General features: G+C 44.8%; 22 protein-coding genes. 15 read left to right on the top strand and 7 right to left on the bottom strand.

Features of this window, described 5'->3' with window-relative positions; all coding sequences use genetic code 11:
• Positions 1–62: 62 nt before the first annotated feature.
• On the bottom strand, positions 63–1,685 hold the full coding sequence (gene cysG / locus HL061_RS01605; protein WP_252962452.1) for a siroheme synthase CysG: 1,623 nt from the start codon (positions 1,683–1,685) through the stop codon (positions 63–65).
• Positions 1,686–1,995: 310 nt separating this feature from the next.
• Here cysG and HL061_RS01600 point away from each other — a divergent pair, with 310 nt between their 5' ends.
• Positions 1,996–2,175 (top strand): SDR family NAD(P)-dependent oxidoreductase, encoded by a 180-nt coding sequence (locus tag HL061_RS01600; protein WP_240366432.1) that lies wholly within the window; start codon positions 1,996–1,998, stop codon positions 2,173–2,175.
• A gap of 44 nt (positions 2,176–2,219) precedes the next feature.
• On the opposite strand, the gene HL061_RS01595 is transcribed toward HL061_RS01600, so the two are convergent.
• From HL061_RS01595 to HL061_RS01585, 3 genes are read right to left on the bottom strand one after another with little or no spacing between them, the layout of a single operon-like run.
• Positions 2,220–2,858 (bottom strand): phosphoadenosine phosphosulfate reductase family protein, encoded by a 639-nt coding sequence (locus HL061_RS01595; RefSeq protein ID WP_058025150.1) that lies wholly within the window; start codon positions 2,856–2,858, stop codon positions 2,220–2,222.
• A gap of 38 nt (positions 2,859–2,896) precedes the next feature.
• Positions 2,897–3,487 (bottom strand): DUF934 domain-containing protein, encoded by a 591-nt coding sequence (locus HL061_RS01590; RefSeq protein ID WP_240366433.1) that lies wholly within the window; start codon positions 3,485–3,487, stop codon positions 2,897–2,899.
• Positions 3,480–5,165, bottom strand: coding sequence for a nitrite/sulfite reductase (locus tag HL061_RS01585; RefSeq protein ID WP_212563540.1), 1,686 nt, complete (start codon positions 5,163–5,165; stop codon positions 3,480–3,482). Before HL061_RS01585 ends, HL061_RS01590 begins: the two co-directional genes overlap by 8 nt.
• Positions 5,166–5,520: 355 nt before the next feature.
• On the opposite strand from HL061_RS01585, the gene sat reads away from it, so the two are divergent.
• Positions 5,521–6,783 carry a sulfate adenylyltransferase gene (sat, locus tag HL061_RS01580; protein ID WP_071001581.1) on the top strand — a complete coding sequence of 421 codons (1,263 nt, stop codon included), beginning with the start codon at positions 5,521–5,523 and terminating at the stop codon, positions 6,781–6,783.
• A gap of 104 nt (positions 6,784–6,887) precedes the next feature.
• Here the strand turns inward: sat and HL061_RS01575 are convergent, their stop codons facing one another.
• Complete coding sequence (locus HL061_RS01575) at positions 6,888–7,406, bottom strand: hypothetical protein (RefSeq protein WP_071001580.1); 519 nt, start codon at positions 7,404–7,406, stop codon at positions 6,888–6,890.
• A 366-nt stretch (positions 7,407–7,772) separates the two neighbouring features.
• On the opposite strand from HL061_RS01575, the gene HL061_RS01570 reads away from it, so the two are divergent.
• The 5 genes from HL061_RS01570 to cysA all read left to right on the top strand — a co-directional run bounded on the left by HL061_RS01570 (position 7,773) and on the right by cysA (position 13,122).
• The gene (locus tag HL061_RS01570) at positions 7,773–8,900 is read left to right on the top strand and encodes a sulfate ABC transporter substrate-binding protein (RefSeq protein WP_252962438.1); all 1,128 of its coding nucleotides are present in this window, start codon (positions 7,773–7,775) and stop codon (positions 8,898–8,900) included.
• A gap of 258 nt (positions 8,901–9,158) precedes the next feature.
• Positions 9,159–10,250 carry a sulfate ABC transporter substrate-binding protein gene (locus tag HL061_RS01565; protein ID WP_093071053.1) on the top strand — a complete coding sequence of 364 codons (1,092 nt, stop codon included), beginning with the start codon at positions 9,159–9,161 and terminating at the stop codon, positions 10,248–10,250.
• A gap of 227 nt (positions 10,251–10,477) precedes the next feature.
• Positions 10,478–11,362 carry a sulfate ABC transporter permease subunit CysT gene (cysT, locus tag HL061_RS01560; RefSeq protein ID WP_071001578.1) on the top strand — a complete coding sequence of 295 codons (885 nt, stop codon included), beginning with the start codon at positions 10,478–10,480 and terminating at the stop codon, positions 11,360–11,362.
• Between the two features lies 1 nt (position 11,363).
• A complete protein-coding gene (gene cysW / locus HL061_RS01555) occupies positions 11,364–12,302 on the top strand; it encodes a sulfate ABC transporter permease subunit CysW (RefSeq protein ID WP_093071030.1) in 939 nt (312 codons plus the stop codon).
• 97 nt (positions 12,303–12,399) lie between these two features.
• Entirely contained in the window at positions 12,400–13,122 is a 723-nt protein-coding gene (gene cysA, locus HL061_RS01550; protein WP_075107598.1) for a sulfate ABC transporter ATP-binding protein, read from the top strand.
• A gap of 127 nt (positions 13,123–13,249) precedes the next feature.
• On the opposite strand, the gene HL061_RS01545 is transcribed toward cysA, so the two are convergent.
• Complete coding sequence (locus tag HL061_RS01545; RefSeq protein WP_071001576.1) at positions 13,250–13,579, bottom strand: metalloregulator ArsR/SmtB family transcription factor; 330 nt, start codon at positions 13,577–13,579, stop codon at positions 13,250–13,252.
• Positions 13,580–13,885: 306 nt separating this feature from the next.
• Here HL061_RS01545 and HL061_RS01540 point away from each other — a divergent pair, with 306 nt between their 5' ends.
• The 3 genes from HL061_RS01540 to bfr (HL061_RS01530) all read left to right on the top strand — a co-directional run bounded on the left by HL061_RS01540 (position 13,886) and on the right by bfr (HL061_RS01530) (position 15,485).
• Entirely contained in the window at positions 13,886–14,077 is a 192-nt protein-coding gene (locus HL061_RS01540; RefSeq protein ID WP_058025142.1) for a (2Fe-2S)-binding protein, read from the top strand.
• A gap of 374 nt (positions 14,078–14,451) precedes the next feature.
• Complete coding sequence (gene bfr, locus HL061_RS01535) at positions 14,452–14,940, top strand: bacterioferritin (protein WP_093071032.1); 489 nt, start codon at positions 14,452–14,454, stop codon at positions 14,938–14,940.
• A 62-nt stretch (positions 14,941–15,002) separates the two neighbouring features.
• Positions 15,003–15,485 carry a bacterioferritin gene (bfr, locus tag HL061_RS01530; RefSeq protein WP_071001574.1) on the top strand — a complete coding sequence of 161 codons (483 nt, stop codon included), beginning with the start codon at positions 15,003–15,005 and terminating at the stop codon, positions 15,483–15,485.
• 156 nt (positions 15,486–15,641) lie between these two features.
• Here bfr (HL061_RS01530) and HL061_RS01525 read toward each other — a convergent pair whose 3' ends face one another.
• Positions 15,642–17,018, bottom strand: a complete 1,377-nt coding sequence (locus tag HL061_RS01525; RefSeq protein WP_093071035.1) for a DHA2 family efflux MFS transporter permease subunit — start codon at positions 17,016–17,018, stop codon at positions 15,642–15,644.
• A gap of 504 nt (positions 17,019–17,522) precedes the next feature.
• Between HL061_RS01525 and yghU the strand changes: the two genes are divergently transcribed.
• The 5 genes from yghU (at position 17,523) to uvrA (ending at position 26,181) form a co-directional block, all read left to right on the top strand.
• Complete coding sequence (gene yghU, locus HL061_RS01520) at positions 17,523–18,362, top strand: glutathione-dependent disulfide-bond oxidoreductase (protein WP_093071037.1); 840 nt, start codon at positions 17,523–17,525, stop codon at positions 18,360–18,362.
• A gap of 243 nt (positions 18,363–18,605) precedes the next feature.
• Positions 18,606–19,688 carry a DUF1176 domain-containing protein gene (locus HL061_RS01515; protein ID WP_093071040.1) on the top strand — a complete coding sequence of 361 codons (1,083 nt, stop codon included), beginning with the start codon at positions 18,606–18,608 and terminating at the stop codon, positions 19,686–19,688.
• 565 nt (positions 19,689–20,253) lie between these two features.
• On the top strand, positions 20,254–21,870 hold the full coding sequence (locus HL061_RS01510; RefSeq protein WP_093071043.1) for a DEAD/DEAH box helicase: 1,617 nt from the start codon (positions 20,254–20,256) through the stop codon (positions 21,868–21,870).
• Between the two features lie 264 nt (positions 21,871–22,134).
• Entirely contained in the window at positions 22,135–23,379 is a 1,245-nt protein-coding gene (locus HL061_RS01505) for a DUF819 family protein (protein ID WP_071001570.1), read from the top strand.
• 234 nt (positions 23,380–23,613) lie between these two features.
• Positions 23,614–26,181 carry an excinuclease ABC subunit UvrA gene (gene uvrA, locus HL061_RS01500; RefSeq protein WP_071001569.1) on the top strand — a complete coding sequence of 856 codons (2,568 nt, stop codon included), beginning with the start codon at positions 23,614–23,616 and terminating at the stop codon, positions 26,179–26,181.
• The last annotated feature ends 225 nt before the right edge of the window (positions 26,182–26,406 follow it).

Genomic DNA, 26,406 nt, shown 5'->3' with positions numbered 1-26,406 from the left:
CCCTACCAATAGATAATTGACAGGGTCGCTTTGCGGTACAGGTAATAATAAAACACAGAGGATTAATCGATGATGAGGTGCTCTAGATCGTCCCCTGAATTTGTCGCAAGATTTGCAATCATCGATAGCGCATGAGCTTGTTGATCTATGGACTGTTTGACTGCTTCACCTCTTGAGCCTTCACGTAACCAGTTTTTAGCTATATCATCGCTGCTTTGGTTGTGCTGCTGATTTTGTAAATTGTACCAAGCCAAATCATGATGCAAGCTGACCACGTCGCCCATAATAAGCAGGGCAGGCGTCGGCAGCTGAGCGGTTTCTTGCTGACTGACGATGCTGGCAAGCGTACCTGTTAGGACTTGCTGATTGGGCATACTGGCATTAGAGACAATGGCAATTGGCGTATCAGCGCTACGACCAGCGTCAACCAAGCCTTCAGTCAAGCGCGCCAGCGAATGCAGACCCATATAAAAGACCACCGTCTCATCGGTGTTCAAGAAGTTTTTAAAGTTGTTGTTGGGCGTGCCTGCCTTCAAGAATCCTGTCACAAAACGTACGGACTGTGAGTGGTCACGGTGAGTTAAGGGTATGCCAGCATAGCTAGCAGCGGCATTGGCAGCGGTGATCCCTGGTACGACCTGATACGGCACACCATGAGCGCGCAGGCTTTCAATTTCTTCACCGCCACGACCAAAGATAAATGGATCGCCACCTTTTAATCGAACCACACGCCGACCTTCTTTGGCGCTATTGACCAATAACTCATTGATGCCAAGCTGCGCGACAGTATGGTTACTGCGTTTTTTACCGACAAACACTTTGTCTGCATCACGGCGGCAAAGATCCAGCACTTGTGGAGATACCAATGCGTCATAGTAGACAATATCTGCTTGCTGCATCAAACGCAGCGCTTTAAATGTCAAAAGCTCTGGGTCACCAGGGCCTGCGCCAACGATATAGACTTCGCCTACGGGGGGTGATTTTTTTTCTGACTCGTCTGATAGCGTAGGCGTTGTATTTTCCGCAGCATGGGCTTTATCATGAATAGCAGCGGCAGTACTATCTAAATCCGCTTGCAACTGAGCAGCCGCTTCGGTTTCATTACCAGCAAACATCAACTGGCTGACTTGACCCTCAAACGCACGCTCCCAAAATTGGCGGCGTCCCGTCAGCGTTGGTATTTTGGACTTTACCTCGCTGCGAAAATCTCCTGCCAGCTTGGCCAATTTACCATAGCCTTGCGGGATTAAGGTCTCAAGGCGTGCCCGTAATAGCCGTGCCAATACAGGCGCTTTACCATTTGATGAAATGCCGATGACAATAGGGTTACGATCAATAATGGCTGGAAAGATAAAATCGCACAATGGCGGCGTATCGACCACATTGACCGGGATATTTAGCTCAGTCGCATCTGCGTAAATCTCATGGTTAAGCGCTTCATCGTCAGTCGCGGCAATGATCACGCGAGCGCCTGACATATAGGATTTGTGATAGTTTTTTTCAATCAACTCGTGCTTATTGTCGCTCAGTAACTCTCGTATTTCGTGGCTGATATCAGGCGCAAGAATCGTAATGCACGCGCCAGCACGGCTGAGCAAGTCCGCTTTACGCAGTGCCACTTCGCCGCCGCCCACGATGAGCACTTTACGGCCTTCTAATTTAAAAAATAGCGGGAAGGTGTTCATAGTGTCACCATATATTGGATTATTTATTATAAAAGTAGAAAAGATATAAGGAATGCCGCCATTATGAGGTATCACAGACACACTCTCACCTAATGAATTGGCATTAGTATATTCATTTTTGAAATATTAATTGATATTTTTCTGGCTAATAGGAATAGATTAAATGACTTTCTTAAATCAATAAATTATCTAATACTCGCTAACATATCCCAAAATTAGGGTGTGCTAGCATGTCTTAAGATCATTAATCGTATATCAATAATTCACAATATTTAAAAAGAGTAAGCATACTATGAAACTATAAGACAGAGTGGCGATTATATTTGGTGGCACTTCAGGGTTGGGCGCGGCGACGGCAAAGGCGTTTGCTAATGAAGGTGCTAAAGTCGTCGTCACAGGACGCGATGAGGTGGCGGCGCTATTATTTAGGTCGCAAATAGCTTTAGTAGTTGCAAATATGATCGTCAATCATAAAAAAGCCCTCTCTTAAATTAAAGAAAGGGCTTTTTTCATTCAGAAAACACTAAAATAAAATTACAGCTGCGTGTGCAGACCGCACTCACGGCTTTCTTCTACCTTAGTTGGATCAAAGTAGTCATGCTCGTTTGGCAAGTTGTGCTCATCTAAGTACACGTCCAAATCAGCATCGGTTTTTTCAAACAATGGCGCTACTTTCAATACACCGTCTTTTGATAAGCTAAGTACATCAAGCCCTTGACGGAACTCGGTTTGGTCTTTACGAATCGCGTTAAACCATACGTCAGGCTTTAGCTCAGCAAGGGCGCGGCGGAATGGCTCAAGTTTCACTTGTTCAGTAAACTCGCCATGTTGCGGGTTATCAATGCCTGGGATACCATTCATGGTTGAATCACGGTGTGCAGCGGTTTGTTTTGGGATATAAGTCACGACGTTGAGATCAAGATCACGAATCAATTTGTTGGCAAATTGATAGGTCGCATCGGTGTTATAGCCTGAATCTACCCACAATACCGTGATGTCAGGGCGCTGCTTGGCAACCAAATGCAAGATCGCTGACTCATAAGGACGGAAGTTGGTGGTGATGATTGGGTTTTTGGCTTGCGTCAATGCCCACTCAACGATTTGCTCAGGTGATTTACCTTGCAAATCTTGGTTTGCTTGGTCGATATCTAGGTTTGGGTGTAATTGGCTCATAATACATTCCTTAATAATTGTTAATATAAAAATCGAGTTTAGGTTTTTGAGAACATCGGTAATGCTGAAGCGTCTCGACCATCATAGCTACTGGCTAGGGCAGTGAAGGCTTGGCTAATATCAGATTTAGCATCATGCTCATTGAGTACAAAGCTAGTAGCACCAGCGCGCAGCAAATAAGCGATTTGATCACGACCAAACGCGCCTGCCATGCGAATATCACCTTCATAACCGAGCTGACGCAGAGTCTGTGCAAAACTAAAACCGCGACCATCCACAAAACTTGGGACATGAATGACGATCAAGTCTTGCGTCAATAAAAAGTCTTTTACATCAGACAGATCATCAGCATCGGTGTTGGATGTGATCCACACACCCAATCGGCTGCTGTGCTGCTTGAGGATATCAAATACTTGCGCGAGCAAACCGTTTGCCAGTTTTCCATCAGCATTTAATAAATCTGCTAATGGGACAAGTACATCAACTTTTTCTTGTTTGTGTAACAGCTCAAGTAAGGTCAGGTTTGATAACGCGATACCGTCAGGCAGCTGCGCTGTCGCTAGTGCTTGCCAAGTATCTTCGCCACTGATGTCTGCGCCATGGCTATCGAGCACATGATGATTAGCCATAGACCTTCTCCTTAAAGGGGGCGATACCAACGCGGTCAATCACGTCACCAAAACCCTCAACATCTTGTTCGTTAGTGCCGCGTATATCGAGATACACATCTAAAATGGTTTGTAAGGTGCTGGCCACATCATCCGCTGGCACCGCTTTTCCTAAGATTTTGCCCAATTTGGCGTCATTACTAGAGTTACCGCCAAGGCTAATCTGATACCAGTGCTCGCCTTTTTTGTCCACACCCAAGATACCGATATCACCTGTGTGATGGTGGGCGCAGGCATTCATGCAGCCTGACATGTTTAGGCGAATATCACCAAGATCATACAAGTAATCTAAATCATCAAACTGCTTTTCGATTTGCTCAGCGATATTGTGCGTAGTCGCATTGGCCAGTGAGCAATAATCCCAACCTGGGCAGACAATCATGTCGGTTAGGGTGTTGATATTGGCACGTGCTAAATGCAAATCTGACAACTGCTGCCACAATTCATAAAGCTCATTGGTTTGCACATCAGCGAATACCAGATTTTGCTGATACGTACCGCGCAACTCACCAAAGCTATAACGATCAGACAAATCGGCAAGCGCATCCATTTGCGCATCGCTCAAGTCACCTGATGGCACATAACGACCGTCCACCAGTCCGGCTTTTAAAGAGATTACGACCGCACGGTAACCGTCCACCTTATGTGCCACAGTATTCTGGTTATACCAATTGGCAAAGTCTTTATCAGCGTTTAGTTGTTGTTGTAACTCAGACTGTACTGCGAGCGCATCAAATGATTGATAATCAGGCATGCTAAAGTAGCTGGCAGCGGTGTCAAAATTGTCATCCGTCAAGGTCAGCGGACCGTCTTTGGTGTGCGCCTCCCACTCAGCTTCTACCAGTTTGGCAAACTGATCGCCGCCTAAGCTGTCGACCAAAATCTTGATACGGGCTTTGTATTTATTGTCACGACGACCATGCAAATTATAGACGCGCAAAATCGCATCAAGATAACTGAGCAAATGCTCGCGCGGTAAGAACTTGCGAATTGTTTTACCAATAATAGGCGTACGTCCTAAGCCACCACCAACGATCACTTCAAAGCCAAGCTCGCCTGCGTCATTGGTAACGACGTGCAGACCCACATCATGTACTTGCGTTGCCGCACGATCCGCTTCGGTACCGATGACTGCAATTTTAAATTTACGTGGTAAAAAAGCAAACTCAGGGTGGAAGGTTGACCACTGACGAATGATTTCGCAATAAGGACGTGGATCAGCGATTTCTTCCTTATGGATACCAGCGTAAGGATCGGTTGTGGTATTACGAATACAGTTGCCTGAGGTTTGGATGGCATGCATCTGTACCGTTGCCAATTCTGCCAAAATGTCTGGCACTTCTTCTAGTTTTGGCCAGTTCAGCTGAATATTGGTACGAGTCGTGAAATGCCCGTAGCCTTTGTCGTATTTGCGGGTAATCTCAGCCAATTTGCGTAGCTGATAGCTGGCAAGCAAGCCGTAAGGAATGGCAATACGGAGCATCGGTGCATAACGCTGGATATACAAGCCGTTTTGCAATCGCAGTGGCAAAAACTGCTCTTCTGGCAGCTCACCTGCCAAAAATCGTGCGGTTTGGTCGCGAAATTGGGCAACTCGTTCGTCTACTAACGTCTGGTCAGCGTAATTATATTGATACATGACGTAATCTCAGTTTTGTTTTTGGTCTTAAAAGCAGCGATGGCAGCAATCTAATATCTGTGCTCGTAGGTGATAGACTTTACCACAAATCGCAATTTAAACAATTCAGGGTCACATCATATAAGCTTCTATCTATAAACATAAATTCCTTTCAGACATATCCATATCCAAACACAGCATAAATTTTCATAACGAAAGTTAGGTAGCCTATGCTTATCAAATTTAACGCCTGATCACTAGTACGCTACTTCTTATCTATCGACGGCTTTCTTCTCAGTTTTGTATATTTAATCACTTTCGTATTTTTGCTCATCTCTTCCAACCATTCTTTCTAATAAGAGGTTTTAATAACGATATGTCTCAGACCCAGATTCAGACCCAAAGCCAAACTCAATCAAAGTTGGTTCCACCACATGGCAGTGCCGAGCTAAAGCCACTGTTGTTAGAAGGCGAAGCACGCAAGCAAGCCCTAGAGCTTGCCAGCACCTTACCAACCATTACCTTAAGCTCACGCGAGCGTGGTGATCTGATCATGTTCGGTATTGGCGGCTTTACACCATTAAATGGCTTTATGAATAAAGCTGATTGGCAAGGTGTGGTTGACAACATGCGCTTGCAAAGTGGGGATAATAAAGGTTTGTTTTGGCCCATTCCGATCACCTTGTCTGCACCAAAAGCGACGGCGGATAGTTTGAGTCAAGGCGACAAAGTGGCATTGGTCGCACAAGATGGTGAAGTTATGGGCATCTTAACAGTAGAAGAGACCTATACCATTGATAAAGAACACGAGTGTCAGCAAGTATTTACCACCACAGATCCAGAGCATCCAGGCGTCCAGCAAGTGTTGGATCAAGATGAGGTCAATATTGCAGGTAGCGTAGAAGTACTGAGCGAGGGCGAGTTCCCAACGCGTTATCCTGGTATCTATAAAACGCCCGCGCAAACGCGTCAAATCTTTGAAGAGAAAAACTGGAAGACTGTGGCGGCTTTCCAAACGCGTAACCCGATGCACCGCTCACATGAATATCTGGCCAAAATCGCAATTGAGATCTGCGATGGCGTGATGATTCATTCATTGCTCGGCGCACTAAAACCAGGTGATATTCCAGCAGAAGTGCGTCAAGAAGCCATCAAAACCTTGATTGATAATTACTTCAAACAAGACACAGTCATTCAAGCGGGTTATCCATTAGATATGCGCTATGCTGGTCCACGTGAAGCCTTATTACATGCGTTATTCCGCCAAAACTATGGCTGTAGTCATCTGATCGTTGGTCGCGATCATGCTGGTGTGGGCGATTACTATGGCGCGTTTGATGCACAAACCATTTTTGAACAGGTTGGCAAAGACGATCTCATCACCCAGCCGCTAAAAATTGGCTGGACCTTTTGGTGTAATGCGTGTCAAGCGATGGCCTCTGATAAAACTTGCCCGCACGATGCAAGCGAGCACGTCAAAGTCTCAGGCACTAAACTGCGTAAAGCGCTATCAGAAGATCTGGAGGTACCCGACAACTTTAGCCGTCCAGAAGTGCTAGAGATTTTGCGTAATTACTATGCCGGTATTGCTAAAGAAGAACGCGCTGAGGTTAAGCTGACTGGCGCTTCTGCAGTTTAAGATAGTTTTAAAATCTTCAAGCATAAAAAAGGTGTCAGACTTATGGTCTGGCACCTTTTGTTTTTGTCATTTTTAGCATCTCTCACCGCAGTTAGCGTGAGCTATCAAATCGCTAAATCTTCTGTCAGTTTTTGATATTCTCCCGCAAGTGAGGCACCGCCTGAGCAAAAGTAATTCAGCGCATATTTATTTGGGCTATCAATCGTCAGCATATTGTCTTTAAATTGAAAAAAGACGGTGCTGTCATTTGCCTGTGCCTGAAAAATTGTACCGTGTGCCGCGTCTTGCCCCATTAATGTCGCCTTACCATCAAACTGACAAGTCTGTTTTTTGATATCGCTACGCGAGCGAACTTTTATATCGATTTGTTGGTCACTCTCTGCACGCACCATGACGCCAACCCAGTCATAGCCTTGTGCGCGTTTGTCATAATCCGCAGAAGCATAATCACCAGAAATATAGTCTTTCATAACATCCACTGGAATTGAATAAACCGCTACAGCATTGTTCGCAGAACTCTTCACCGCGGGCGTCACATTATGACAACCTGTTACGGCAGCTAGGGTAGTGGCTATCAATGTTAATGCTGCAATAGAATGTAAGCGATGGGACGAAAGAGTCATAAAAAGGCCTTTGGTTAAATAAGACGGTAAAATGGATATAGCATTGGCGCATGGGCCCTACCATATAGAATGAGGGTACAGCCTAGCTAAATTATAGCCTATTTAATAAGCCTGCCTGCAATGATTTACCTCACGTTTCCCATAATTTCCTAAAAGCACATGCTAAGTGCTTATGCCAACATCAAGACTTGATAAGCGGATTCGTCACTAAGCGTTTGCTATTTATGCTGCTAGCATAGCTTTCATCATCCGAAAACCGAAATCAACAGAGTAAAAGTCAAAAGAACCAAGCTCAAATGATTGTAAGCCCTATGATGATGGTCAAAATTTTGACAACACGCTTCTACCACCTTTATCGAGAGCATCATGCAAAAAAAATTCCAAAAATTCCGCATGGCTAGCATCCAGCCAACCAATAATAAACACATAAAAGCGCGGGTACTTACCACTAGCGGCATGCTCGCAGCAGCGATCATGATGACAGGTTGTAGTCCAACCGAAGAGGCGCAAAACGAGGCAGAAAACAACGCTAATGGTGAGACGCAGGATGTCAATCTACTCAATGTCTCCTATGATGTATCTCGCGACTTTTATAAAGAATATAACGCGCTATTTAGCACTGACTATCAAAAAGCCCATCCAAACAGCAAAGTAAATATCAATCAGTCGCATGGCGGTTCAAGCAAGCAGGCGCTCTCTGTTGCCAATGGTTTGCAAGCAGATGTGGTCACCTTTAACCAAGAAAGTGATATGAATCTGTTGGTGGAAAAAGGTTTAGTCGCTTCTGATTGGCAGCAGGCACTACCCAATAATGCTGTGCCGTACACCAGCACTATGGTGCTACTGGTTCGTGCAGGTAATCCAAAAAACATTCAGGATTGGTCAGATTTAGCCCGTAACGATATCGATGTGGTCACGCCCAATCCCAAGACCAGTGGTACAGCGCGTTATGCCTTTTTGGGTGCTTATGGCTATGGCTTGCACCAATTCAAAGAAAACAGTAGCGACAACCCTGTTAAAACCAATGACTTTATCAAAAAGCTGTTGGCAAACGTGGTCACTTATGACAATGGCGCACGTGCTGCGACGACCAGTTTTACCCAGCGCGGTCTAGGTGATGTACTCATCACCACCGAAAATGAGGCGAATTTGGCCGCTCAGCAATTTGCCATGGGTCAGGTCGATATTGTCTATCCCAGTTACACGATTACGATTGCCAACCCAGTAGCAGTCGTCACGGCAGTGACTGATAAAGCGGGCAAGACCGAAGCGGCAAGTGCCTATCTAAAAGGATTGTGGGACAAGCCTGCACAAGAGCTGATGGCAAAAATGTATATGCGTCCGAGTGATGAGCAAATACTTGCCGCCCACAAGGACACATTACCTGATATTGAAACGTTTGAGCCTGTCGCCGTCTTTGGCCCATGGGCAGAGATTATGGATACTTTCTTTGTAGACGGTGGTCGTTTCGATCAGCTGGCAAGTACTAAGTAGTCGTTAATTTCTGGCTTGTAGAATGATCTGTCTTGGCCGTTATCAGTGAAACACGGACAAGATAGATAAGACGTATCCAATGTTAAAATCAGAAAACAGTTGGTTATGCGTATATAATTTTCATAAATTATTGATATGATTGGCTTTGCCTGCTTGTTATTCCCTTTTGGCAATAACATACGCATATTCATCATTAAACATAATAAGATGGCGCTGTTAGCATACTTGCATTACACAACAGACATCTTTGAGGTATTTATGACAGACGTAGCTCGTTATCAACAAAAGAGTAAAACCCTTAGTGCCTTGAGCATTGCTGGCGTTGCTCTGACATTGGGTCTAGCTGGCTGTAGCAACAGTGAGACTACTGAGGCGGCAGCTGACGGTTCAGCGACGACAGAAGGGCAGAATATTGAGCTACTCAATGTCTCATACGATGTGGCACGTGACTTCTATAAAGACTACAACCCTTTGTTTGTTGAGCACTATAAAGCTGAGCATCCAGACAGCAAGATTCTAATCAAGCAGTCACATGGCGGCTCAAGTAAGCAAGCATTGTCTGTCGCAAATGGTCTACAAGCCGATGTTGCCACCATGAACCAAGGCTCTGATATCGAGCTACTTGAGAAAAAAGGCTTGGTTGAGTCAGATTGGGAAAGCAAATTCCCTGATAACGCAGTGCCGTTTACCAGTACGATCGTATTTTTGGTACGTAAAGACAATCCAGAAAATATCAAAGACTGGGAAGATTTGACCAAAGACGGTGTTGAGATTGTCATGGCCAATCCAAAGGTCACAGGTAACGGTCGTTATGCATTCTTAGGCGCTTACGGTTATGGTCTACATGCTTTTAATCAAGATGAAACAAAAGCTCAAGGCTACGTCAAAGACATGCTAAAAAATGTCAAAGTCTATGAAAACGGCGGACGTGCCGCGACAACGACTTTCGTACAGCGCGGTATCGGTGATGTATTGGTCACTTTTGAAAACGAGGCCAACCTTGCAGCGACTGATTTTGGTGCGGGTCAAGTAGATATCGTTTATCCAAAATACTCAATCAAATCAGAAAGCCCTGTGGCAGTTGTGAAGACGGTAACAGACAAAAAAGGTACCACAGACGCGGCCAAAGCGTATCTTGATTACTTGTGGAGTGAGCCTGCTCAGCAACTAGCAGCCGATTTATACTTACGTCCTAGCGTTAAGAGCGTTCTTGACAAAAACAGTGACAAATTGCCACCTGTTGAAACTTTCCGCCCGAACGATGCCTTTGGCACATGGGATGAGATCATGAGCACCTACTTCAGTGATGGCGGTGTGTTTGATCAGTTGGCTGTTAATGCGCCGCAGTAATCGCCTGCTACGTATATAAGAACTGCTAGTGCGCTAACCACTAAAACTGGTTGAAGCAGTTAATCGTACAGTCAGTCATTAAGCACCCCATAAAGGACATGGTCGTATGCACTATGTCCTTTATATTGTAAGCCGACCAATAATAATTTTAATAACAGTTGTGATAATAATGGTCTTACGGTGAGCACCCTCGCTAAGTACCATCAGTTAGGCAATAGGACATCACTATGAGTGCAACATCTTCTTCTGCCAGCAAACCCACCAACAAAAAAGGGTGGTTGACACGCTTGCGTCAGCGCAATGTGCTACCTGGGTTTGGTCTGAGCATGGGCATCACTGTCTTTAGTTTGTCATTACTAGTGGTGCTACCGTTTGCCATGATGGCCTATACCACAACTCAGATGGGTTGGACGGGTTTTTGGGAAACCATCACCCAGCCGCAAGTCACTGCTGCAATTAAGCTCAGCTTATGGATGTCATTTTTGGCGATGCTGACCAATATGGTCTTTGGTACACTGGTTGCGTGGGTACTTGTCCGCTATGAGTTTTGGGGTAAGTCGTTAATTAATGCCTTGGTTGATTTGCCATTTGCACTACCAACCGCCGTTACAGGTATCTCGCTTGCGACGCTATACGCGCCTAATGGCTTGATTGGTCAATGGTTTGCCAAGTTCGATATTCAGGTCGCCTTTACGCCGATAGGTATTTGGCTAGCATTGGTTGTGGTGAGCTTTCCCTTTATCGTCCGTGCAGTACAACCAGTACTCGCAGAGCTATCGGTTGAGTTTGAAGAAGCCGCAGCCGTATTGGGTGCCAATCGCTTAACCACTTTTCGTAAAGTGATTTTGCCAGAACTACTGCCTGCACTACTAATGGGTGCAGGTATGATGTTTGCCCGTGCTACTGGCGAGTATGGCTCCGTTATTTTTATCGCGGGTAATATTCCGATGCAGTCTGAGATTTTGCCGCTCATCATTATCAGTAAACTTGAGCAGTTCGATGTTCAAGGCGCTTCTGCGGTTGCACTGTTTATGCTACTCATCTCATTTGTGATTTTATTGACCATCAATATCATGCAGTGGAAACTGTCACGCCGCGTAGGAGCTCGCTAATATGCAAATATCTAATAGCTACGACTACCAAAGCAACGCTGCGACCAAAGACACGCCATGGATACGCCGTACCTTTATTGTGATCGCTGTGCTGTTTATGGTCTTAATGCTGGTGGTGCCATTATTGGCTGTGTTTTATGAGGCTTTTAAAAACGGCTGGCAGTTATATCTTGCGTCATTGGTTGACCCTGAGGCATTACAAGCGATCAAACTGACATTGATCACAGCGGCGATTGTTTTACCGATCAACATGGTCATGGGTATTGCGATTGCATGGTTGGTCACACGCTATCAGTTTAAAGGTAAGCAGCTGGTCACCACCTTACTTGATTTACCATTTTCCGTATCACCTGTCGTTGCCGGTTTGATGTTTGTGCTGCTATTCGGAATGAACTCTACGATTGGTGGCTGGCTTGAAAGTATGGGTTTTCAAGTCATCTATGCGGTGCCTGGTATTATTCTGGCGACGCTATTTGTGACCTTTCCGTTTGTGGCACGTGAGCTGATACCATTGATGCAGACCCAAGGCGACTCTGAAGAGCAAGCCGCATTAACCTTGGGTGCGACTGGCTGGCAGACTTTTTGGCATGTGACATTGCCTAATATTAAATGGGCGCTGCTGTATGGTTTGATTTTGACCAATGCACGTGCGATGGGCGAGTTTGGTGCGGTCAGTGTGGTATCTGGTCACATTCGCGGTGAGACCAATACCATGCCGCTATTGGTTGAGATTGCCTATAATGATTATAACTTTACCGCTGCATTTGCCTTATCGAGCTTACTTGCCGCACTTGCCTTAGTGACGCTACTGATTCAGCAAGTCATGACCAAAGTACAAGAGCGAAAATTTGCTAAGTCTGAACGTTTGGCGGCTGCCCCTGAGCTACCAGTGAGTGCCAATGCGACGACGTCAACGGCTGAGAGTGCTAGTAAGCTATAAGTTGTTTGGGTAAGTATTCAGGATTGTTCAATCATATTGACACAGTCGTTAAGACATCAGTCTCAATACGACAAAAGATATTATAAGAGATACCATTATGAGCATTGAGATTCGCAACGTTAATAAAAAATTTGGTGACTTTACGGCTTTAGACAATATCAATATTACTGTGCCAACTGGCAAGCTGACGACCTTGCTAGGTCCATCAGGCTGCGGTAAGACCACATTGCTACGTATCATTGCGGGTCTGGAATATGCCGACTCTGGACAGGTACTGTTTGATGAGATGGATGTCACCAATACGCCAGTACAGAAGCGTCATATTGGCTTTATGTTTCAGCATTATGCGTTGTTCCGTCATAAGAACATCGCAGATAACGTTGCCTTTGGATTGACGTTACTACCAAAGAATGAACGTCCTAGCAAAGCGGATATCGATAAGCGCGTGGCAGAGCTGTTAGATCTGGTACAGCTCCCACAAGTTGCCAATGCGTATCCGCACCAACTGTCAGGCGGTCAGCGTCAGCGTATTGCGCTAGCACGGGCACTTGCGGTCAAGCCAAAGCTACTATTGCTGGATGAGCCATTTGGTGCGTTAGATGCCAAAGTACGTAAAGAGCTGCGCACTTGGCTAAAGAATATCCACCACGAGCTTGGTATCACAAGTATCATGGTGACCCATGATCAAGAAGAAGCCCGCGCCGTCTCTGACGAGATCGTCGTCATGAATCAAGGTAGAGTAGAGCAAGTAGGAACGTCAGAGGAGCTGATACACCAGCCAGCCAATGCCTTTATCAGCGACTTCTTAGATTTGGCTTAGCGGCTCAGCTTTTATCTCATTGTCATTCATAACTGATGAGCCAAAAAAAATCCTACTTAGGTAGGATTTTTTTTGGCTTGTTGAATCATACAGAATGCAATTAACTACACTTGTCTATCTATAACATTTAAGCAAGTCTCGATTCATCTTTATCTGAATCACTTGGAGAGAGTTGATCATAAGTGATATTCAAGATGTCTTGACACCATTCTGGTAAGTCATCAGCGACTTCATACCACATCCATGTACCGTCACGTACACAGCTTAAGATACCCAGTTTTTTCAAATGGTTCAAATGACGCGATATCGTTGGTTGCGGTTGATCAAGCATGTCTACCAAATCACCCACGCAACGTGCTTCTTTTTTAAAAAGAATTTGAAATATTTTTAGGCGTGTTTGATCAGATAGGACTTTGAACAAATCGATAGGTCGTATCGTAAAATTATTATCAGACATAGGAAAATTCCAATGGACTTCGTTTATAGGGGTTCAATATAATAGCAGTTATCTAGAAAATCGATTAAAAAATAAGCAAAATTACAGTTCGTCGTTAATTTACTACCTTCTATAATATTCGGTTACATGGACGCTTATAGCCACTTACATAGGTGAATGGTGCGAAATACAACTGTACCATCACGACCAAAAAAGTTCCGAATGTTATTGAAAATGATAACAATTATCGTTATTATACTGCATGTAATCAGCGTGATGCTAAGCAAGTAGTCGCTATCAAATAGTGGTAATCAGAGGAGCCAATCCATGTACGTATGTATCTGTAATAACGTCAAAGAAAAGCAAATCCAAGCAGCCATTGCTTCTGGTGTAGATACCCTTGATGGTCTAAAAGACACTCTCGACGTTGCAACTTGCTGTGGATGCTGTGAGCCTATGGTCAATGATTACTTAGACGAACATCACGCAGCACTCGATGTCTTAGCGTATGCAGTATAACTACTTTTAGCTTAGTCGATCTTATCTCTAATCCAACCAAATATATTCAATATATTGCATCTATTCTTTTATTATACATAAGGAGTAAATAGCAGGCGTCCATATAACCTCATAGATATGCCAACATCGCTGCTATCAATATGTATCAAGTATCGTAACTGACAACTGTAGCTAATTACAATTCTCAATTAGCATCTTATTCTTAGTTCACAACATTACATGCCAGGTGACGACTGTATGCTACTATATCTGTCAAAGATTGTAAGACGTTTTATTGATTTGACCCTTTACTGATCAGTTTACGTATTTAGGTATCTTTATATATAAAAATATGAATATATAGATCGGCAAAAACATATAGAGGAGTGTGCATTATGAAAGGCAGTCAAAAAGTTATTGATTATTTAAATTTCTTGTTAGGCGGCGAGCTGGCGGCACGTGACCAGTATTTTATTCACTCAGAGATGTATGCTGAATGGCATTATGGCAAATTGTACGATCGTATCCATCATGAAATGGAAGACGAAACACTACACGCACAAGCAATTATTCGTCGCATTCTCATGCTGAGTGGTACACCTAACATGACGATCGATCAGGTCAATATCGGCAGCACGGTTCCTGAGATGCTACAGATTGATCTTGATTTAGAATATAAAGTACAAAAACATCTAAAAGAAGGCATTGCGCTTTGTGAAGCAGAGCACGACTATGTCACACGTGAGATGCTTGTTGAGCAGCTAAAAGATACGGAAGAAGACCATGCGCATTGGCTTGAACAACAGTTACGCTTAATTGACATGATTGGTCTGCCTAATTATCTACAGACCCAGATGGCTGAAGTCACTCCTAATCTTGTTTGATATCATCATAGATACGAATAAAAACTATAGTATTTAATATAAATAAGAAAGGGAGAGAGATTATGAAAGGGGATAAAGAGGTCATTCGTGCATTAAACAAGGTACTTGGTCAATCATTAATTGCGATTAACCAGTATTTCTTGCACGCACGTATCGTCCGTCATTGGGGCTTAGAAGCGCTTAACGACTCACTTTATAAGCAGTCTATCGCTGAGATGAAATGGTCAGATGATTTGATTGCGCGTATCTTGCTGTTAGGTGGTTTACCTAACTTACAGGAATTGGGTAAGGTATTGGTCGGCGAGGATGTGCCAGAAGTGATTGATTGCAACTTGCGTTTAGAAAAACAAAAATTCAGTATCATTACGGATGCGATTACCCTATGCGAGACAAAGTCTGACTATGTGTCTCGTCACCTACTGGTTACGATAAAAGATGGTAATGAAGAATACCAGGATTGGCTAGAGACGCAAGAAGATTTGATAGAAAGTATGGGTGCAGAACGCTATATTCAATCACAAATCAGTGATGATGACGAGCCATAAGTAATTTGTCTTAATTAGCATTCGTCTCAATCAGCAATGAAACAAACTTGCCAGCGTGTGATTGGTTTTTAACCAAAATACACGCTGGCTTTTTACGTTTAGAAACCACTAAAGGCTTATATGCGGCAATCAGCTTTTAAGTATTTACCGAGGTAGTTAGTACAAACCACGCCCATCTTCTGGTTTTAACCGTAAAAAGCCCAATCCTGAGAGAATAGTAAAGCCGCCCAGTATCCAATAAGTGACCTGAAAAGCAAGTAAGGTATCTACTTGAAACCGATCACGTAACAAGTTGAGCAGTGCGGCACCAAAGGCAATACCCAATCCGATTGCCATTTGCTGATTGACGGCCATTAAGCTGTTGCCACTACTGGTCTGTGCCCCTTGTAGATCGCCGATAGTGATGGTATTCATGGCACTGAACTGGATTGAGTTACAAACACCAATCACAATCAGCACCGGAATCATCCATGGCCACTGCGCCGCATCTGAGAACTGTCCTAGTACAATAATCAGTAAACCCAAAATAAGGGTGTTGTATACCAATACCACGCGATAGCTGTAACGCTGGATAATTTTGCTGACAAAGGGTTTTATCCCAAGTGCACCAACTGCAATGGGTGCTAATAACCAGCCTGCCTGCGAAGGCGTGTATTCAAAAACGACTTGTAATAGTAATGGTAATAAAAAAGGCACGGCACTGATGCCAATACGCGTGGATAGATTGCCAGTAATACCAATACGAAAAGTGGGCACATTAAAGAGTGTCAAAGAAAATAGCGGCGCAACATGGCGTTTGGCATGCCATACATAGGCCAGTAAAAAACCAATCGATGCGGCAGCTAGCAATAGCGCATTGTAACCGTGACCCACTTTTGAACCCATCTCAACTGCCAAGGTTAAGGCGCACGCACCCAATGCAAACAGCCCAAAACCGACCCAGTCTAAAGACTGCTTATCCCCAAACAGCGCAGGTATGAGTTTTTTGCCAATGACAAACCCCACCACACCCATCGGAATATTGATCAAAAATATCCAGTGCCAACTGGCATATTGGACCAAATACCCGCCAAGCAAGGGTCCAACCAGCGGCGCGACCAAGGCAGGAATCACTGCAAAATTCATTACCGTCAATAACTGATTACGTGGGTAGGACTTTACTAAAATCAAACGCCCAACTGGGGTCATCATAGCGCCGCCAATACCTTGTATCACCCGTGATGCGACCAAAAAATTTAAAGTAGAGGCCATCGCGCACAGCAGTGAGCCGATGCAAAATATCACAATAGCAGAGAGAAAAACGCGGCGCGTACCGTATTTGTCTGCCAAAAACCCACTAATTGGAATAAAAATTGCCAAGGTCAATGCATAGCTGATAACGGCCCACTGCATTTTTAACGGTGACTCATCTAATGCCAAGGCCATCTGCGGCAGTGCGGTGTTCAGGATAGTGGCATCCAGAATTTGCATGAATAGCGCCACTGCTAACACATAGGGTAGGTATTTATTTTGAGCTGGGGTGAGCGTCAGCATGTCAATCCCATTGGATATCTTATTATAAAATCGTGAGGTTCGCGTCTTTACGAACAGATTGCGCGATATAAGTTGAGTAGTATAAGAAAGCTTAGAGGGTAATTAAAGTGCCTCAAGGTAACGAAGCATTATGGCGGGCTTGGGTCATTGAGTGGTATGTCATTAATCACAGTAAAATCGTAACATTGATTACAAGAGAAGACTTTAATATCAGCAGAGGTTATCGTTATAGTAAAGCCTAGCTAATAAATAGCATGGTAATTAATAGAGAAATTAGCATGGCTATAGTGAATTCAGTATAAAAACGATACAGTGGGACTGGGATAAATTTTTCGCAGCATCGAGCAGCCTAGGCACAGCACGCAAGGAAAATTTAGACCAGTCCCACCTTGATATATAATGTATCTGTTTTATTTAGGATTGACTATATCAAGAAAAACAGTACTAAGATAAGTAAAAGCTAATATAACCAAAAATAATGGCAATAATAACTAAGGATATTTTATGAGTAATGCATCAACCAGTGACACACAAAACGATAAATATGTACCGCCTAAAGTTTGGACACAAGACAAAGACAACGGCGGTAAGTTCGCAAGCATCAATCGCCCAACCTCTGGCGCTCGTTATGATAAAGAGCTACCAGTAGGCGATGCTCCGCTACAGCTATACTCACTGAACACACCCAATGGTGTTAAAGTTAATATCTTATTAGAAGAGCTGGCAGAGCTTGGTATTAGCGGTGCTGAGTACGATGCTTATAAAATTGATATCTCGCAAGGTGAACAGTTTGGCTCAGGGTTTGTAGCGATTAACCCTAACTCAAAAATTCCAGCGTTGGTCGATCATTCTGCTGGTACCGCTGGCGAGCCGATTGCTCTTTTTGAGTCGGGCGCTATCTTGATGTATCTGGCAGAAAAATTTGATAGATTCCTACCTTTATCGCTAGGAAAAGCGAGAGCAGACTGTCTGTCGTGGGTGATGTGGCAAATGGGTAGTGCGCCTTTTTTAGGTGGCGGCTTCGGACATTTCTATGCCTATGCACCAGAGCCGTTAGAATATCCAATTAATCGTTACACCATGGAGACTAAACGTCAGCTTGATGTATTAGATACCCATCTAAAAGACAGTGAGTATTTATGCGGTAATGATGAAGCTGATTATAATATTGCCGATATGATTATTTGGGCATGGTATGGACAGTTGGTACTCGGTAAGCTATATGATGCGGCAGAGTTTTTGCAAGTACAAGACTACAAACACATACAGCGCTGGGCGAAAAAAATTGCTGAGAGACCTGCCGTCAAGCGTGCTGTGGAGCTAGAGTTAAAACCAATCGATTAATTATTAGCACGAGCATCATTTAATTATTTTCAATGACATTTAGGCTGGTAAGTTTAAGTTACGCACTTATCGGCTTATTTTTATTATATTTAAAATAATAAATATAAAATTGATGACCACTTTCTTTTGTATTTACATAATGGTACATTAGAACAACAGATAGAAACATTAAAGCGTTAAGATAACCGCTTATCACCGTGACAGACAGGTGTTTATACTTATTTGATTGATGAGTAATGGATTATGAAACACAATAATAAAATGCGCTTACCTATGCTTGCAGCAGTTAGTATGGCTTTGTTTGGTACAGCGAGTATGGTGAACGCCAAAACTGAGTTTACCAGCCAAGATTGGCAGGTGGTCTGTGATAATACCCGTACTTGTCGGATAGCAGGCTATCAAGCAGAAAATAATAGTGAATTTCCTGTCTCTGTCTTATTGACCCGCCGTGCAGGGGCAAACGCCGCTGTAGATGGCAAAGTCAAGCTTGGTGGTACCAAAGACAGCTCCTCTAAAGCCTTAATGCAATTAGGTAACCGTCACCGGATATCACTATTTATTAACGATCGAAATTATGGTGAAACCAAGCCGTATTCTGCAGCCGCAGGCAGTGCTGAGCTAACCCAAGCGCAAGTTACCGCCTTAGTTAGCGCCCTTCAGCGATCAAGCAAAATCACATTCGCATTACGTAACTCGCGCTGGCAACTCTCAGACAGAGGAGCTAGTGCGGTCATGTTAAAGGCCGATGATGTCCAAGGACGCGTGGGTACGCCAAGTGCGCTGATGAACCATGATAATGCGACCAAATCTAATAGTAATGTCTTACCCCCTAAAGCAGTACCTGTACTACGTTTTGTAGAGCCTAGTGGTAAGTCTGCTGCTAGCGATAAAAAGTTTGTCATGAGATCCTCTCAATTGGCCTCATTGATGAAAGGAACGATGAAAGATGCCGATGCTGACTGCCCAAATCTATCAGACAAGTCACCTTGGCGTGTCAGTCGCCTAAATGATTCACAGCTGCTGGCACAGCATGATTGTTGGACAGCTGCTTACAATGTGGGTAGTGGGGTGTGGGTGATCAATGATAGCAAACCTTACAAGCCGACATTGGTCACGACTAGCGCCACCAATTACGACAAAGGTAAGCTTAGCTCAGTACAAAAAGGTCGCGGTATTGGCGACTGTATGAGTCAAGTCGATTGGGTGTGGACGGGCCGCGCGTTTGAGAAAAGCCATGAAAGCACCACTGGACTGTGCCGTCTTATTGAAGCGGGCGGGGCATGGCAGCTGCCGACTTATGTCACGGATGTTAAAGTAGTCAAATAATCACCGATTTTTTGTTGAATGAGACGTTTAGCATGCTCAATAGAGGACTTATTCGGGCTATTTACTTAGTAATTGAATAAATGGCTACACATAATTTTTTATTGTGCTATACTGCGTCGCCACGCAAGCTTAGGCTTTCGTGAATTATGAGATTGATAACATCGCCTGCGATTTTGGGTCTAGGATGACCATAAGTAATTGTTGCCGATGATTTTGTGTACTTAAATAACGTCTTAAACATATCAGTTATTTTTGACTCATATCTTATCTACTGACCTATATAGGGTCTAGATTGGTTGCTGTTTGCGATTATCTGCTTTGGACAAAGCATTGATAATGCGCGTATATCAAGCATGGATAAGACACTCGGCACTACCACCAAAATACGTCAGACAGCACGAACGCATTTATTATAAAGACGCTAAGCTCTAATGGCTTGGTTTCTGATTATCGACACTTTTATGTTGCTCGGTAACCTTTAATAAAAGCAGCGTAATGAACGGTTATCAGTGGTATGCATCAAGTTTGCTGAATTTACAGCAGCTTATACTTACCAAGGATTCCTATGACTGACATCTTATCTGCAATTGCCGCTGAAAACGGTATCATCGAAAGCAACGACACTACTGCAAACACTGACACCTCTAACAATGACGCTACTGCTCAAGCAGCAACAGATGCGGCCTCAGAAGACAAAACAACCTTTAGCGATCTTAATATTGCCAAGCCGATTTTGACCGCGCTTGATCGCATCGGTTATACCAATCCAACCCCTATCCAAGAACAAGCCATTCCGTTTGCACTAGCCGGCCGTGACCTTTTATTGTCAGCGCAAACAGGTAGTGGTAAAACAGCAGCATTCGTAATCCCAGTACTCGATCGCTTAAGCCGTGCCACCAGCTTTGATAAACTGACCAAAGCACTTATCCTAACGCCAACGCGCGAGCTTGCTCAGCAGGTGCATGACAGCGTACGCACGTATTCAAAAGACATGCGCGGTTTGTTCTGCGTGCCCTTGGTCGGCGGCGCGCCTTACAACGGTCAAATCACCGCCCTACGTAAAGGTGTACAGGTCATCGTCGCCACGCCTGGTCGTTTGCTTGACCATATAAAAGCAGGCCGTGTGGATTTATCAAACCTTGAAGTGTTGGTACTAGATGAAGCGGACCGTATGCTAGACATGGGTTTTGCTGATGACATCAGTGATATCTTAAGCGCCGCGCCAATCGATCGTCAGACGATCATGTGTTCAGCAACTTGGGATGGCCCAGTCGGTAAAATCGCTGCCAGCTTCACTAAGAACCCTGAGCGCGTATCAATCAAAGTAGAATCTGCACACATCGAAGAAAAAGTGTACTACTGTGATGATTTTGATCACAAAAACCGCTTGCTTGACAAAATCGTTTGCCAACAAGAGATGGATCAAATCATTATCTTTGCTGCAACCAAACGTAGCACTGAAAAATTGGCAAAACAACTACAAGAAGCGGGTCATAAAGCAAGCTTCCTACATGGTGACCTGCCACAGAGCAAGCGTAACCGCATCGTTCAAGATTTGCGTAATGGTAAGGTAAAAATCTTAGTAGCGACTGACGTTGCTGCCCGTGGTCTTGACGTGCCAGCCATCTCGCACGTCATCAACTATGATTTACCACGTCAGACTGAAGATTACGTCCACCGTATTGGTCGTTGTGGCCGTGCTGGCCGTACTGGTGTGGCTATCAGCCTATGCAGCATGGACGATCGTCCACAATTGGCCGCCATCAACCGTTACTTAGATCGCAAGATGGAAGTGTGCGTTATCGAAGGCATGGAGCCTAAGAAAACCTACGTACCAAGCGAAAACAAAGGACGCGGGCGTGGCCGTGGTCGCGGACGCTCAAGCGGTGGTTATGCTGGCAAGTCTACTGGCGGTGGCCGTGGTCGCTCAAACGATCGCGCAGCAACAGGCCAGCGCGCCAGCAATGATAGTGGATACCAAGGCCAAGGTGCTGGCAAGTCACGTGATTCATCAGGTAAGCCAAAAGACCGTTTTGGTGGTAAACCATATCAGGGCAAGCGCGGTGACCGTGCAGCTACAGGCCGTGGTCGTCCAAGTGGCAGCCAAGGTCGCCCAGCAAATCGTTCTGACAGCCGTGGTCAAGGTCGTCCAAACGGTGGCAACCGTGGTAAAAACTCATAATATCGCTATAACGAACGATTAAAGCTACTAATTACTAATTCATTAATCGTCTAAAGTAGTAAAAAGCCAGATACTTGTTATCTGGCTTTTTTGTGTGTGACCCATTGTTCGCTGATGGTATAGTTAAGCTTTTGCAGGCATGACTAACTATGATTCGTTTAGAGCTCAGCAGTTATTAAGATCATTGACATGGCTGCTTGCACGAGTTTTTTAGCTTGTCTATACTGATTCACTTTTGCCAGTTGTTTGCCTCGGAGCGCCTTGATGCCTACTACCTCCTCTTTAGCAATTGATAGCCTGCCATTAGCTTTCGGTATCATTATGGCAATCATTGGCCTAGTATTCTATACCCAAGGTTTGCCGGGTAAATTCTGGCGACGGTTTTATGCGGTATTGCCCGGTATTGTGCTGTGCTGCTTTATACCTGCTACTTTAAATAGCTTAGGGATGTTCGCCGATGGGGTGGGTTCACAGATTTATGGATTTACCGCGACGTATCTGCTGCCAGCCAGTTTGCTATTGATGACCTTATCCATGGATGTTCCCAAAATACTAGGATTAGGTTGGAAAGCGATTGCCATGTTCTTTGCCGCCAGTATCGCTATTGTTATTAGCGGTCCCATTAGTTTAGGAATAGCTAAGTGGGTATCGCCTGAAATGTTCCTCGATGATACATTATGGCGTGGATTTTCAGCCGTGGCAGGCAGTTGGATCGGCGGTGCAGCTAACCAAGCGGCAATGAAAGAGCTGTTTGGGGTCAGTGATGATTTGTTTGGCATGATGATCTTGGTGGATGCCACCAATGCCTCATTGTGGTTACTCGCAATCTTGGTGATGGCAAAACACAGCGCAAAGATCGATCGATTCTTGCGCGCTGATACCAGTAGTATTGATAAAGTCATTAAAGCCGTCGAAAGCTATGAGCGCGATCATGCCCGTCCAGCCACCATTAATGATTTGATGGTGATGTTTGGCTTGTGCTTTGCCATGGTAGGAGTGGCGCACTTTGTTGGTGGACAAATTGCTGACTTTTTTGCCCCATATAAATGGGCGGTGCAATATAGTTTTGCCAGTTCATTCTTTTGGATGGTGGTCATTATTACTCTGTTAGGCGTCATTTTTTCTTTTACTAAGATTCGCAGACTCGACCATGTGGGCGCGTCCAAAATGGGTACCGTATTTATCTTCGTGCTGATTGCCGCGATTGGTATGCAGATTAATTTGGCAGGTATTGTCTCGCAGTGGCGGCTATTGCTTATCGGCTTTTTATGGATGAGTATCCATGTGGTGATTATCTTTGGGGTTGCCAGACTTATCCGTGCGCCGTTTTTCTTTTTGGCGGTAGGTTCTAATGCCAATACAGGTGGCGCATCGTCGGCACCGATCGTCGCGACGGCTTTTCATCCATCGCTTGCGCCTGTTGGCGTGTTTTTGGGTATTATGGGCTATGCGGTGGGTACGTTTGGCGGGTATATCAGTACCCAATTGATGCGCTTGGTAGTGGGTTAGTGTTTAGGTTATCCATATTCTGATAGCATTTTTTCCTCAAAAAACCTGCAATGATTGCGGGTTTTTTTATTATAAGGTGCCTAATGACTTAAGTTGTCGTTTTGTCTATCGATGCTATTGATACGTAAGCTTTGCCACACCCCTGCATGAGTACGTGTTAACCTTCCTGCTACTCAGATGAATAATAATAAATACATTAGCAATAAATAGTGTCTCAATAGGAAAAATAGCGTCATGGCCAATCCAAAACAATTAGAAGCAACAGAAAATAAGACAAGTATCGTCAAGAACGCTCTATACAACCCTAATCAAGAAAATATTCAGGTCAGAGGTGCGCGTGTTCATAATTTAAAGAACGTCGATGTGGATTTACCGCGCAATGCCTTAGTGGTCTTTACGGGTATATCTGGATCGGGAAAATCATCACTGGCATTTGGTACGCTATTTGCCGAGTCACAGCGGCGCTATCTTGATTCAGTATCGCCTTATGCCAGAAGGCTCATCGATCAGGTTGATGAACCCGATGTCGATACTATAGAAGGGTTACCGCCAGCAGTTGCCTTACAGCAGCAGCGGGGTACGCCGTCAGTACGCTCGTCCGTCGGTAGTGTAACAACCATATCTAATGGTCTTCGTATGTTGTACTCACGAGCCGGAGAGTATCCCGCCGGCCAAGAGATGCTGTATGCCGATGCGTTCTCGCCCAATACGCCAGATGGTGCCTGTCCCACGTGTTCAGGTATCGGCCGTGTATTTGAGGTCACCGAGGATCTGCTGGTACCAGATAATACCAAAAGCATTCGCGAGCGAGCTATTGCCGCATGGCCACCGGCATGGCAAGGTCAAAACCTGAGCCGTATATTGACCACGCTCGGCTATGATATTGATAAACCTTGGCACACCCTGCCAAAGAAGACCCGCGACTGGATCTTGTTTACCGATGAGACACCAACAGTGCCTGTTTATCCTGAGTATGATATAGAACAGACACGGGAGGCCATTGAGAAAGGGGAAAAGCCAAACTATATGGGTACGTTTACCAGTGCCAAAAACTTTGTTTTGCATTCTTTTGCCACCACTCAAAGCCCGCGCACCAAGAAACGCGTGTCGCAATTTATGCAGATATCCGAGTGTCCAGAATGTCACGGCAAAAAACTTAAGAAAGAATCACTGTCGGTTAAATTTGCAGGACTCGATATCGGTGAGCTGTCACAGCTTACATTGACGGACATGGCCCAAAAACTTGAGAAAACAGCGCATACCAAGATAGCTGATGATACACCAAACCGCGAAAAAGCCATCGTTGCCCAGCGTATTGCCAGTGATATTCTCTCTCGTATTGAGGCACTAACAAGGCTTGGGCTCGGTTATCTGTCACTTGAGCGTACCACACCAACACTATCGCCTGGTGAGCTACAGCGATTGCGATTAGCGACCCAGATTCGCTCGCAACTGTTTGGCGTGGTTTATGTCCTTGATGAGCCATCAGCAGGTCTGCACCCTGCTGACACGCAGGCGCTACTTGGGGCGCTAGATGAGTTGATCGCATCTGGTAACTCGGTGTTTGTGGTTGAGCACGACGTGAGTGTGATTGGGCATGCTGATTGGGTGGTCGATGTCGGGCCACAGGCTGGCACGCATGGCGGCGAGATTGTCTATAGTGGGCCTGTAGAAGGGCTACGTGAGGTTGCGCAGTCGCATACGGGTCAATATCTCTTTGCTAACGACACGGCGAATCATCAGTCAAAATCTGACACAAGGCAACCGACAGCGTGGCTGAAACTCGCAAATATCGAGCGCAATAATATAATCGGCTTGGATGTTGAGTTTCCGCTTGGGGTGATGACTAGTGTCACGGGTGTCTCAGGGTCAGGTAAGTCGAGTCTTATCAGCCAAGCATTGGTAGAGCTTATCAGTGAAGTATTGGGGCAAAAGACGGTTACTGAAGCGCCTGTAGGTGAGGCAGATTTGCTTGAGCAAGAGCTTGAGACAGTCACTGGTGGTGAAATCGTCGCTGGCATGGAGCAAGTCCGTCGTCTTATTAATATCAATCAAAAGGCGATTGGGCGGACACCGCGCTCAAACCTAGCAACCTATACAGGATTGTTCGATGATGTGCGTAAGCTGTTTGCCGCAACTAAGCAAGCAAAAGCACATGGCTATGACGCTGGACGTTTCTCGTTTAACACCAAAAAAGGCCGCTGTCCAAATTGTGAAGGTTTGGGTTTTGTCAGTGTGGAGCTGCTATTTTTACCAAGTGTCTATGCACCTTGCCAGGTCTGTCACGGGCAACGCTATGATGAAGAAACACTTACCATCACGTATCGAGATAAAAACATTGCTGAAGTATTAAATTTAACCGTTGAAGCGGCTCATGAGTTCTTTGTTGATGAAGCGCCTATCTTGCGCGCATTGGATGCGTTGCTGCAAGTGGGGCTTGGCTACTTACGTTTGGGGCAGCCCGCCACTGAGTTGTCAGGGGGTGAAGCACAGCGTATTAAGCTTGCCACTGAACTACAACGCACGCAACGAGGCGATACGCTCTATATCTTAGATGAGCCAACCACAGGTTTACATCCTGCTGATGTATCCATGCTGATGACGCAATTAAACGGTTTGGTCGATGCGGGGAACACCGTCATCATGGTTGAGCATGATATGCAAGTGGCCAGCAATAGCGACTGGGTGATTGATATGGGGCCAGGGGCAGGTGATGAGGGCGGGTTAATTGTCGCTCAAGGTACGCCAGAAGACGTGGCCCAATCAGAAGACAGTCGCACCGCACCGTTTTTATTGGTGTGATTTTATTGATGTGACGACCAGTTTTCAAATTGGGTCTAAGAGTGAAGGGTATCCCCAATAATTATCAGGGCATTTGGGCAATTCAACTAACGTGCGACGCAACGCATCTGACCATTGATGACGGATGGTATTAAAGTACTCATCACCCTCATCAATACGGCGACCTTTGGGTAAGATTAAACTGTCATTACAGTTAGGCTTACAATATCAATTTTAAAACATAAT

Source organism: Psychrobacter sp. PSP, assembly GCF_024085615.1.
GTDB lineage: Bacteria > Pseudomonadota > Gammaproteobacteria > Pseudomonadales > Moraxellaceae > Psychrobacter > Psychrobacter pacificensis.
Note: the sequence above shows the minus strand (reverse complement) of the source record. Positions and strands in the feature narration are given on the sequence as shown.

Bases quoted from the DNA above. Each gene is read 5' to 3' on its own strand.
- bfr (WP_071001574.1), top strand. From the start codon at position 15,003: ATGAAAGGGGATAAAGAGGTCATTCGTGCATTAAACAAGGTACTTGGT.
- HL061_RS01525 (WP_093071035.1), bottom strand. From the start codon at position 17,018: ATGCTGACGCTCACCCCAGCTCAAAATAAATACCTACCCTATGTGTTA.
- HL061_RS01575 (WP_071001580.1), bottom strand. From the start codon at position 7,406: ATGACTCTTTCGTCCCATCGCTTACATTCTATTGCAGCATTAACATTG.
- cysW (WP_093071030.1), top strand. From the start codon at position 11,364: ATGCAAATATCTAATAGCTACGACTACCAAAGCAACGCTGCGACCAAA.
- bfr (WP_093071032.1), top strand. From the start codon at position 14,452: ATGAAAGGCAGTCAAAAAGTTATTGATTATTTAAATTTCTTGTTAGGC.
- HL061_RS01585 (WP_212563540.1), bottom strand. From the start codon at position 5,165: ATGTATCAATATAATTACGCTGACCAGACGTTAGTAGACGAACGAGTT.
- HL061_RS01505 (WP_071001570.1), top strand. From the start codon at position 22,135: ATGCCTACTACCTCCTCTTTAGCAATTGATAGCCTGCCATTAGCTTTC.
- HL061_RS01565 (WP_093071053.1), top strand. From the start codon at position 9,159: ATGACAGACGTAGCTCGTTATCAACAAAAGAGTAAAACCCTTAGTGCC.
- cysG (WP_252962452.1), bottom strand. From the start codon at position 1,685: ATGAACACCTTCCCGCTATTTTTTAAATTAGAAGGCCGTAAAGTGCTC.
- HL061_RS01515 (WP_093071040.1), top strand. From the start codon at position 18,606: ATGAAACACAATAATAAAATGCGCTTACCTATGCTTGCAGCAGTTAGT.
- HL061_RS01545 (WP_071001576.1), bottom strand. From the start codon at position 13,579: ATGTCTGATAATAATTTTACGATACGACCTATCGATTTGTTCAAAGTC.
- yghU (WP_093071037.1), top strand. From the start codon at position 17,523: ATGAGTAATGCATCAACCAGTGACACACAAAACGATAAATATGTACCG.
- cysA (WP_075107598.1), top strand. From the start codon at position 12,400: ATGAGCATTGAGATTCGCAACGTTAATAAAAAATTTGGTGACTTTACG.
- HL061_RS01590 (WP_240366433.1), bottom strand. From the start codon at position 3,487: ATGGCTAATCATCATGTGCTCGATAGCCATGGCGCAGACATCAGTGGC.
- sat (WP_071001581.1), top strand. From the start codon at position 5,521: ATGTCTCAGACCCAGATTCAGACCCAAAGCCAAACTCAATCAAAGTTG.
- HL061_RS01595 (WP_058025150.1), bottom strand. From the start codon at position 2,858: ATGAGCCAATTACACCCAAACCTAGATATCGACCAAGCAAACCAAGAT.
- cysT (WP_071001578.1), top strand. From the start codon at position 10,478: ATGAGTGCAACATCTTCTTCTGCCAGCAAACCCACCAACAAAAAAGGG.
- HL061_RS01510 (WP_093071043.1), top strand. From the start codon at position 20,254: ATGACTGACATCTTATCTGCAATTGCCGCTGAAAACGGTATCATCGAA.
- HL061_RS01540 (WP_058025142.1), top strand. From the start codon at position 13,886: ATGTACGTATGTATCTGTAATAACGTCAAAGAAAAGCAAATCCAAGCA.
- HL061_RS01570 (WP_252962438.1), top strand. From the start codon at position 7,773: ATGCAAAAAAAATTCCAAAAATTCCGCATGGCTAGCATCCAGCCAACC.
- uvrA (WP_071001569.1), top strand. From the start codon at position 23,614: ATGGCCAATCCAAAACAATTAGAAGCAACAGAAAATAAGACAAGTATC.